This window comes from Undibacterium sp. SXout20W (genome assembly GCF_049340285.1).
In the GTDB taxonomy this organism is placed as follows: domain Bacteria; phylum Pseudomonadota; class Gammaproteobacteria; order Burkholderiales; family Burkholderiaceae_D; genus Undibacterium.
The window spans coordinates 1-9,752 of sequence record NZ_JBMPPH010000074.1; the positions used below are offsets into that span (position 1 = coordinate 1).

The following is a 9,752-nucleotide window of genomic DNA, read 5'->3' on the forward strand; positions in this document are numbered from 1 at the left end:
CTTGGGTAAGATGTGTGTATGTCATTTCGGGCAACTTTGACTTGGAGGTCTGGAAGGCCGGATGCTACTGCATCTTCCCACCTTTAACCATTTATCTTCAGTTGCACTTCATAGTTGAACTCGCGAACTCATTCGTAAAGGTGTTTTGCAAATTAATACTCTTCCCTTGAACATTTTTGTCAAAGTCTTGTAAAACGCTGAGCACTGTAGATGGGCCGCCTTCCGGCATAATGCCGTCAGCAGTGTACATTTCCTTACCATTTTTAAGTGCCAACACGTAATTTTCTTTATCATTTGCAAAAAATTCGACTGGCATCTGCTCACTGATTTCCTGGGCAGAATGTGTTTGGATATAGGCTAACGCCTTGCCTAACGCGGTCACAATTTTTTGAACTTCACTACGATGCGATACAATCCAGGCATTGGGCATATAGAGGCACGCGGCTGGATAAGATCCACCAAATGCAGCACGCGTCTCTTTTATGCCACGTAAATCCAACAAAATTTTTGCCCGCCCCGTCGAAGTAAGTCGTGAAATCGTTGGTTCAGTAGAAATGCCAGCTTGTATGCGCCCTTGCATTAAGGCAGCGATAAAATTATCGCCAGCACCCACTGGCAAGACGTTGATAGCACTCCTTTTGAGACCGGATTTTTGTGCGAGAAAGCGAAAAATCGTATACGTCGATGACCCTAAACCCGTCACGCCTACCGAGTTTCCCTTTAACTGCGCAATTGACGTTATTTCCTTTGATGCTTTTTCCGAGACCAATAATGCTTCCCCGGGCGTTTGTGTTAATTGAATTACCGACTTAACCAACTTCCCTCTTGCCTGCAGATTAATGGTGTGATCGTAAAAACCGACCACACCTTGCACGGAGCCCGAGAGCAACTCAGTCTCGGCATTGTTGCCATTTCTATCCGTTAAAAATTCAATATCCAGTCCGCTTTCTGCAAAATAGCCCAGTTGCTCCGCGAGCTTAACTGGCAGATAAATCTGCTTTTCGATACCGGCAACCATTATGCTAATTTTTTCGGCGGCGAAAGTCGCCGTGGTCAGCATGCATGAGAAACCCGCCACCATCAGCTTAGATGAAAATGTCATGTTGCCTCCAATCGGAATTTATTTTCTTTTTTATGTAGTGCTGGAACTAATTTTTAATCTCATGATTTTAATGCCATGATTTTAATGCCATGATTTAGTAGCGACAATTTTGAAACCATAATTTTGAAGTCATGATGTAGAAGTCATATTGTGACATCATCAAATGAACGACAAAAAAACGCCTTGCTATCTGTCATTCATTCGTGTTCGATAGGGAATCTCACCTCTACCTGCAAACCACGACCATGCGCTGGATCACACAAACGAATGGTTGCAGCTAAGGAATCACAGATGCTTTGGGCAATAGGCAAACCAAGCCCGGAACTATTCGACTTTTTCTCGTCAACGCGATAAAAACGTTCAAATACTCGTTCCCGGTGCTCAGAAGAAATCCCAGGGCCGTTGTCAAGTACCGTGAGTAACGCCACCCCATCTTCCATAGCCAGACTCAGAGTAATCATTCCACCGATCTGGATATGCTGAATCGCGTTATTAACTAAGTTAGCAATCAGCTCTCTGAGTAAGTAAGGACTGGCACGTACCATCACCGATTCATCTAACTCATCAATGCCAAGATCAAGCTCTTTCTGTTGCGCCAGTAACGCCAGATCAACCACAACTTGTTTGATTAATTCTGACAAGTTCACCAATTTTCCGAGAATAGCATTGGCTTGATTTTGTTCCGCCGCCGCCAGTATCAGCAATTGATTAATGACCTTGGTGCCCTGCGATATGGTCGTTTTTATGTCGTCCAGAACTTGTTGTTGATCCTTATCGTTTGCTGGATTGCGTTTCGCAAAATCGACTTGAGAATTAATAATAGAAAACGAGGTACGTAACTGATGCGCAGTGTTGGCAACAAATTGCTCATAGGAAGACAATGTTTTATTAAGTCGCGTCACGTAATCGTTGATGGCAAAAATGACTGGTTTCAATTCTTTGGGCGCATCCTCGGCAGACAAGCTTTCTAAGGATCCGGTACGACGATGTCGCAGCTTTTCTCCAAACTGAATTAAGGGCAGCATCATCCAACGTAATCCAACCATCAAACCAAAAACCACAATCGCTAACAAAATCAAATGCTCGCGTATTGTCCGGCTGAACAAGTCTCTTCGAAATGCGTGATGACTATGTAGTGTTTGTGCCACTTGCGTAATGCTGGTTTCATTACCAACACCATTGGCAAGCACCTCTTCATAGGCAATCACGCGAACCGGCTCACCTCGAATCGTCGACAGATAATATTGCTCCTTCTCGATTTTTAATGGCGCAGTATATGGAAGCAATTCTTCATTGCCAGCAACTAACTTGCCACGACCAGTTCGTATCGTAAAGTAAATATGATCTTTGAATTCATTGGCAAATAATTCAAATGCTGCGGGTGGGATACTGATTTCGTAATGATCGTCCACCTTTTCTAGCTGCTCAGAGATGGTCTTTGCCGACCCTTTAAGTAGCTGCTCTTGCACTAAGGTTGCGACACGATCTGCATCGCGGTATCCCATCAATAAATCGACCACCGATATCAATACGGCGGGTAAAAATACCCACAGCGCCAGCTGAGTCCTTAAACTATTAAGTTTGCGCTTCATACGTCAACATATAGCCCAAGCCACGCAAGGTAATAATTTGCGCGCCAGAACCTTCAATTTTCTTTCTCAGTCTCACAATATAAATTTCCAAAGCCTTGGGCGACACACTGTCATTGAGTGTAAATAAACTATCCGTCAGATTCTTTTTTGAAACTGTCTTATGAGCATTACGAATCAGCGCTTCTAAAATCGAATGTTCGCGCGGGGTAAAACTTAAATCTTGTCCGTGAGCATTAAAAATCTTGGAGTTACTGTCGTAATGTAAGGTGCCGCAGCTAATCAAAGGACTTGCCTTGCCTTTAGACCTTCGTAATAAAGAGCGCAGACGAGCCTCCAACTCATGAATATCGAATGGCTTGGCCATGTAGTCATCTGCGCCAAGATTAAGATTCTCAATCACATCGCTCAGCGTATCAAGCGCACTGATGATCAATACGGGCACTTCATTGTTTCGGGAACGCAAATTTTTAAGTAGTGTCTGACCTTTGATACCAGGCAACGTCAGGTCGAGCAGAATTGCATCGTACGTCTGCGTCAACAAAAAATGTGCCGCATCTTCGCCAGAAAAAGCCTGCTCCACCGCATAGCCAGACTGCGTTAATAGTTTTGTGAGCCACGTCGATAGCTCACGATTATCTTCAACCAAGAGTAATTTCATGGTCCTAAGGGTAAATCAATTTGATGATTTCTGTCACCTTCGTCGCATTTATTCCACAAGCTTTTGACTGAAGGCATTTAGAAGGGTGTCATGTTTTACATTGCGTCTGGATAACAGAAAATCCAGTTTGGATTACTCTGCAGAACAAAATATATAAAAAACATCGAATAATGACTCACAATCAGGAGACAACGGTATGAAAATCAAAATCCTTACGGTCGCTATTTTGGCAAGTTTGGGCGGCGTAGTTCAAATATAAATGATATTAAAATTACAATAATTTAACATTTAAGTGTCACGATAGTTGTTGATATACAAGATAAAAACGATCACTTTTATCATGGTTACGCAAATGTTGGCGCAATTGAGGTAGCTATGGCTATCAAGGCTAAAGTCTAAAGTCTAAAAAATCACAACAAACAAAAATGGCTTTGTTGATTCAGTTGCCATGCATCGGCCACTAAAATACACGGCCACAAAGTCTAATACAGGAGACAAGATGAAAACAACAACAGCAGCCCGGCAAACGACTGAGCTTGATCGCTCACCATTGTGGCCAAATGCGTGGTGGAAATTAATGGAATACCGCATTGGGATTATTCCATTCCCAATTTATTGCTTATTGCTTGCGCTGATTATCGGTTTTGTGTCTAGCGGCAAAGTGCCGACGGATATTTCAGTATCAATCGCAATTTTGGCAGTTGGTGGGTTCACTTGTGCCGAATTCGGTAAGCGTTTGCCCCTGGTTCGCCATATCGGTGCTGCGGCAATTTTCGCCACCTTTATTCCGTCCTATCTGGCATTTAGTCATTTGCTACCCGATTTAGTTCTGAAGAATGTGGTCGAGTTCACCAAGACAAGTAATTTCCTTTATTTATTTATTGCGTCAATTATTGTCGGTAGTATTCTGAGTATGGACAGAACCATTCTGATCCAAGGCTTCCTTAAGATTTTTATTCCGCTGGCGGCGGGAACTGTCGTTGCCAGCATCGTTGGCACACTGGTCGGTAGCATGCTCGGACTTGGTGCTTTCCACACGTTTTTCTACATTGTTGTACCAATTATGGCCGGCGGCGTGGGTGAAGGGGCGATTCCTTTATCAATTGGCTACTCCAGTATCTTAAGTCAATCGCAAGGTGATATTTTTGCTCAGGTTCTGCCATCGGTTATGCTGGGAAGTCTGACTGCAATTTTACTGGCAGGAAGCCTGAACTTTGTGGGTAAAAAATATCCACATTTAACTGGCGAAGGCCGTCTTCAAGAAGGTGAAAATAGTAGCTTTAATGCAGCCGAAGATGGAATACCAGCAGGTACGACTATTGCTCACATTGCCGCAGCCGGTATCACTGCCATTTCACTTTACATGGTTGGTATGATGTGCTTTAAGTTATTTGGCTTTCCTGCGCCAGTAGCGATGCTGTTCGTAGCGGTTGTTTTTAAATTGTCGCGCGCTGTTTCGCCGCAATTAGAGCAAGCATCATTTGTGGTCTATAAGTTCTTTTCAACCGCAGTAACGTATCCGTTACTCTTTGCGATTGGCGCGTCGATGACCCCTTGGGATAAATTGGTTGCCGCGTTTAACATCACCAATTTGATTACGATTATCGCAACTGTCGTCACACTGATGGCGACAGGATTTTATGTAGGTCGGCGTTTGAATATGTACCCCATCGAAGCTGCCATCGTCAATGCATGTCATAGCGGTCAAGGTGGCACTGGGGATGTCGCCATTTTAACCGCAGCGAACCGCATGCAATTGATGCCATTCGCGCAAATTTCTACACGTATTGGCGGTGCAATCGTGGTTACGCTATCCTTATTCGCACTCTCTCAGCTCAAATAACGGTACTCGCCTGCCCCATCAGTGATCCCAATGAATGACTGTCATTGAATACGGTCATTCACATCATGATGGATCAGTCTTTTTGCGGTCGCGATCTGCGGTAGATAAAGCAATCGCCACCGCCTGCTGAACTGCTTTACTTTTTGTATGAGGGTGGCTACTGCCAATATGGCCGGACTGTTGCCATTCATCGACAATCAATTTAATGTTCTGGCTAATCGCGGTTTTTGTGCCATTGTGATTAAGGGGCATAGACATCCCTGTTCGTGATTAAAGAGCGAATATGATCAACTTGAATCAGTCCAGCATAGATCTGACCATTCATTCACTGGCTATTGATTCTTCAGGTGTAACCAGATTTCATTGCGGCGTAAAAACCAAGGCATAAATGGGGGATCATAACGCGAATAAACAGGATCACCTTCCCACGCCAAATTCGCTGATTTTAAGGTTGACTGTAACAAGCCTAAATGTTGATTATAGTTATCCTCTGACCAAAAGCCGGAATAGCGAATCACAGCTAATCGCGCTGCAGCCACCTGTCGCAATTTGATACGTGGATCGATAGGCTCAGGTGCGTTGCTGAGGTTGATATCTTTAGGTAATACAAATTGCACTAAAAATCCCGCTTCGGTGGCTGACTGCGTTACTGGCGCTGTCATCGCTAATTTAACCGGTTCGGCGGTCTGCGTCACTGGCGCCGTCATCTCAAGCTTACGCGAGCCTTTATTTTTGCCGAATATATAGGCAGCCAAGATCGGAAACGCTCGATTCCCCGCTTGTTCTGCCGCACCTTCAACGACCACTTCGGCAACGGTGTAAGCCGCATAATCCCTAATTTCTATGCCATTGATCCGTTCAACGATTTTAAAATCCGGTTCTTCTGTTGCTTGACTTATCATCGGAAAAATCCCAAAAAATATTGTTGCCACGATAAAACCTGGCAAAAGGAGTCTGCTAGCGTCAAGTTTCATTAGTACGATTCCTTTTTTGTAGTGGTCAGCAACGAGATATCATCAGATTGAACTTTCATCGAAGCGCCGAACGTTTCGCTGAGAATTTAATTTTATCGGAATAGCTATAGTAGCGACTGTTCGCTGAAACACGTAAGTATTTTTGTAAGATAACATGTGACGCTGTCACGTATCATCCAAAACTTCGTGAATCCACCCGTACGGGCACAAAGTTTGCATAACTTGATTGATCGGCGATATGTCGATTCCCCTATTTTTCAATATTTTTGAATTGATTTGTTCATGTTTCGTTTTCTGCGGCGCCCATTGGCACACTCTGATTCGACCTTACACCAGCGTCCACGATTGGTAGCAATCACGGGACCGCTCCTGGCAGAACTGGTTCTGGGGATTTTTGTTGGACTGGTAGGATTGTGGTTGGCTTCTAAAGTTTCAGATACTGCATCCGCTGCTTTCGGGTTGGCGAACCAAGTACAAGCAACGTTTTTTCTACTATTCCGTATCATTGGCATGGGTGCAAGTGTCGTCATTACCCAAAATCTGGGTGCTCGCAATCGTAAAGCGGCCGATGATATGGCGCGTGCGGCTTTAGGTGCTAGCACCTGGATAGGCGTTGGCGCGGGCGGTACCCTGGCATTGCTGGCCGGCCCGTTGTTGCAATTACTTAATGCACCGTATGATGTGATGTTGATTGCCACGCCCTATCTGCGCATGCTGTCCCTGGTGTTGCTGCTTGATGCATTCAATGCGTGCATGGGCTCTGTCATGCGCGCTCATATGTATACGGCAGATACACTGATGACCATGATTGCGATGCACGTTTTTCATTTATTACTCGCGTTTCCATTAATGCATGGATGGGGACCGATCCCGGCAATGGGAATCATTGGTTTTGCTTTAGCTGCGGCACTTAGCCGACTCTTTGGGGTAGGCTTGCATTTGATGCTGTGGCAGTGGCGTTTGAACTTAGTACCCAAAGCGAACGATTGGTGGCAGTTAAGACGAAAATTGTTAGTGTCGACCTTGCACATTGGCTTACCGGGTGCCGCTGAAAATATCGCTTATCGTCTGGCCTTGCTTGCAACAGTCTCGATGACAGCAACGATGGGAGCAGATGCCTTAGCTGCCCATAGTTATACAACGCAACTTTCATTTTTTATTCTGGTCTTTAGTCTGGCGGTTGGATTTTCTTGCGAAATCATGGTGGGACATTTGATTGGTGCACGTCAATTAAGACAAGCCCATCAATTAGTGAGCAAAAGTCTGAAGCTGGCAATATTCGTTTCGACGTCGGTCGCGTTATTGGTCGCCTTATCAGCCCCATGGTTGATGAGTTTTTTCACCCACGACAAAGCCATCATAGCGACCTGTACGAGCCTACTCTGGATTACCGTCATCCTTGAGCCAGGGCGTGCATTTAATCTTGTCGTCATTAACGCTTTACGTGCGACAGGCGATGCCCGTTTTCCAGTGGCAGCCGGCATAGCATCAATGATCCTTGTAATGACCGGCGGCGCCTGGATCTTTGGTGTTTACTTTCATCTCGGGCTCATAGGTATATGGATTGCCTATGCCTTGGATGAATGGACACGTGGCCTGATCATGTGCGCACGTTGGTGGCGGAGAGGTTGGATTCCGGCGGTACGCACGACAAATCGTCGCTTACGTCACAAAGACACACTTAATGATCAATAAAAAAAATCAGGAATAATGTCGTTTTGTGTTTACGATTGGTTTCGATGATCGCTAATTTGCTAATGCGCTAATGCGTTAATGCGCAAAACGCAACTTATTCTACCCATCAATCAGTCATCGACCTTCCACAAAAGGTTAGCCATTGATTGGTCACAGATTTTTATAGAGTTCCAGTACTTTGAATGCGATTTCTAGTCTGGATGAAATTTCCAATTTTTCTAGGATTTTATTCACATGCGTTCTGACGGTCCAATAACTGATATTTAATTTATTCGATATCGCCTTATCACCATTACCTTCAAGAAGCAAACAACATACAAATGACTCTCTTTCGGTCAGTCTAAATATTTTTTTCAGCAAATCCATAGTCACATCTGTGCTGAAATTAATATGCTCACGATTTTGGGTTACGTTAAATTCTATGGAATTTTTTTGATCAAGCTCCGAAAGTTTCTCTATATTCCTTTGGTCATCCCTTGGATGTTTTACAAACGACTTAAAATCAACGCCAATTCCAGAGATCATTCCAATAGGCGATCCAGCTGATAACATTAAGTCTCTTATATTTCCCCGTTGATTTTTCGCATTTATATTCATCTCTTCGATGATAAATTTTCCGGCGATTGTTTCCAATCTTAGATACAAGAATATGGTCGGATGCAAAAACGCATCATCGTCCTGTGATTCAAGATAGTCTAAGTAATAATCGAAAATATTATTTGCACCTTGAAAATCAATATGTTTTTCGAGAGGGATATTGTGTTGTACAAAAAAACTATTTAACTGGTCTGCCGTTGCGCTAGGACCCAATAGATATTTATCAACACTACCATCGATTTTTTTAATGTATGCAAGCTTATCCAGTTTAACTAGTAAGATTGACTTTTCGTTTTTTAAGGGACTATTAAATGGGTTCTTCGTTCCTTGCAAGTCAATGATAATCTTCGCTTCTTCCCGTTCTGCATACTGAAGTAAGGTCTTGATATCGTCTAGCGAAATAGGGGTACATACTCCATCGGGTACGGTCACTATTTTTCCGAAACAATTTTCTACCCAGGCCGACACGTTCCAATAAATGGCATTTTTAGACCGACTATACTCAGAAGTATCGACTAGAGGCATCGGTGAAAAATTACTTTTTTCAATGCAAGACAGATCCTGATCTAAGGTCAAATGGTCAAGTGATGAAATGCTGGATTCCTGTGCAGAAAAAAGTCTCAACATATTGCTCTTTCAAAAATAAATGCTGATTTCAAACTAATGACAAAAATGACCACTGAACAATGACTAACGGTGACAAATGAGATCAAAAAAACGCACTTTGTTTTTATAGTTCCATGCGACAGTTTTTAATGGCATACGATGAATTGAACATACCGTCGGCATTTACCACTATTTCGTTTCAAAGCGTCTTCACAAGAACGATTTGCCTCATCGGCAACATAGTAATGATGCTACTTCGCTTATTTCCTGCGTTTAATTAATTTCAGCTCGTTCATTGATATGAAACGCTGTTCATTATTTTCAAAAATGCAACAAGACATTCATCGATCCGAACTCATAAAAAAGTGATCCTGAATTGATAACCACTATTAGCTTTTATAGAACCATTGCTTTCCGATGCCACATAATGTTTCAACTCAGATATCGTGCAAAATAATAGAATTTTATTGATTAGGAATGACATCGTGAACTAACACTTCAAACAACTAAGCAGAAATTCTCATAAAGAATTTCTGCTCAAAACGATTCTGATTTAACTTCGCGAGTTCAACTATGAAGTGCAACTGAAGATAAATGGTTAAAGGTGGGAAGATGCAGTAGCATCCGGCCTTCCAGACCTCCAAGTCAAAGTTGCCCGAAATGACATACACACATCTTACCCAAG

Annotated in this window: 8 protein-coding genes; 2 read left to right on the forward strand and 6 right to left on the reverse strand. The window is 43.2% G+C overall.

Annotated elements, in window-relative coordinates; all coding sequences use genetic code 11:
* Window positions 1-97: 97 nt before the first annotated feature.
* The 3 genes from ACO0K1_RS19535 to ACO0K1_RS19545 all read right to left on the reverse strand — a co-directional run bounded on the left by ACO0K1_RS19535 (window position 98) and on the right by ACO0K1_RS19545 (window position 3,352).
* Window positions 98-1,102, reverse strand: a complete 1,005-nt coding sequence (locus ACO0K1_RS19535; protein ID WP_423028784.1) for an ABC transporter substrate-binding protein — start codon at window positions 1,100-1,102, stop codon at window positions 98-100.
* A 197-nt stretch (window positions 1,103-1,299) separates the two neighbouring features.
* Window positions 1,300-2,694, reverse strand: a complete 1,395-nt coding sequence (locus ACO0K1_RS19540) for a sensor histidine kinase (RefSeq protein ID WP_423028786.1) — start codon at window positions 2,692-2,694, stop codon at window positions 1,300-1,302.
* The gene (locus ACO0K1_RS19545) at window positions 2,678-3,352 is read right to left on the reverse strand and encodes a response regulator (protein WP_423028788.1); all 675 of its coding nucleotides are present in this window, start codon (window positions 3,350-3,352) and stop codon (window positions 2,678-2,680) included. The genes ACO0K1_RS19540 and ACO0K1_RS19545 overlap by 17 nt, the downstream gene beginning before the upstream one ends.
* A gap of 499 nt (window positions 3,353-3,851) precedes the next feature.
* Here ACO0K1_RS19545 and ACO0K1_RS19550 point away from each other — a divergent pair, with 499 nt between their 5' ends.
* Complete coding sequence (locus ACO0K1_RS19550; protein ID WP_423028790.1) at window positions 3,852-5,195, forward strand: 2-hydroxycarboxylate transporter family protein; 1,344 nt, start codon at window positions 3,852-3,854, stop codon at window positions 5,193-5,195.
* 63 nt (window positions 5,196-5,258) lie between these two features.
* Here the strand turns inward: ACO0K1_RS19550 and ACO0K1_RS19555 are convergent, their stop codons facing one another.
* Both ACO0K1_RS19555 and ACO0K1_RS19560 read right to left on the reverse strand, forming a co-directional pair.
* Entirely contained in the window at window positions 5,259-5,447 is a 189-nt protein-coding gene (locus ACO0K1_RS19555; protein WP_423028792.1) for a hypothetical protein, read from the reverse strand.
* Between the two features lie 80 nt (window positions 5,448-5,527).
* Entirely contained in the window at window positions 5,528-6,169 is a 642-nt protein-coding gene (locus ACO0K1_RS19560) for an SOUL family heme-binding protein (protein ID WP_423028794.1), read from the reverse strand.
* A 282-nt stretch (window positions 6,170-6,451) separates the two neighbouring features.
* On the opposite strand from ACO0K1_RS19560, the gene ACO0K1_RS19565 reads away from it, so the two are divergent.
* Entirely contained in the window at window positions 6,452-7,864 is a 1,413-nt protein-coding gene (locus tag ACO0K1_RS19565) for an MATE family efflux transporter (RefSeq protein ID WP_423028796.1), read from the forward strand.
* A gap of 150 nt (window positions 7,865-8,014) precedes the next feature.
* Here the strand turns inward: ACO0K1_RS19565 and ACO0K1_RS19570 are convergent, their stop codons facing one another.
* Window positions 8,015-9,088 carry a helix-turn-helix transcriptional regulator gene (locus tag ACO0K1_RS19570; protein WP_423028798.1) on the reverse strand — a complete coding sequence of 358 codons (1,074 nt, stop codon included), beginning with the start codon at window positions 9,086-9,088 and terminating at the stop codon, window positions 8,015-8,017.
* Window positions 9,089-9,752: the final 664 nt, after the last annotated feature.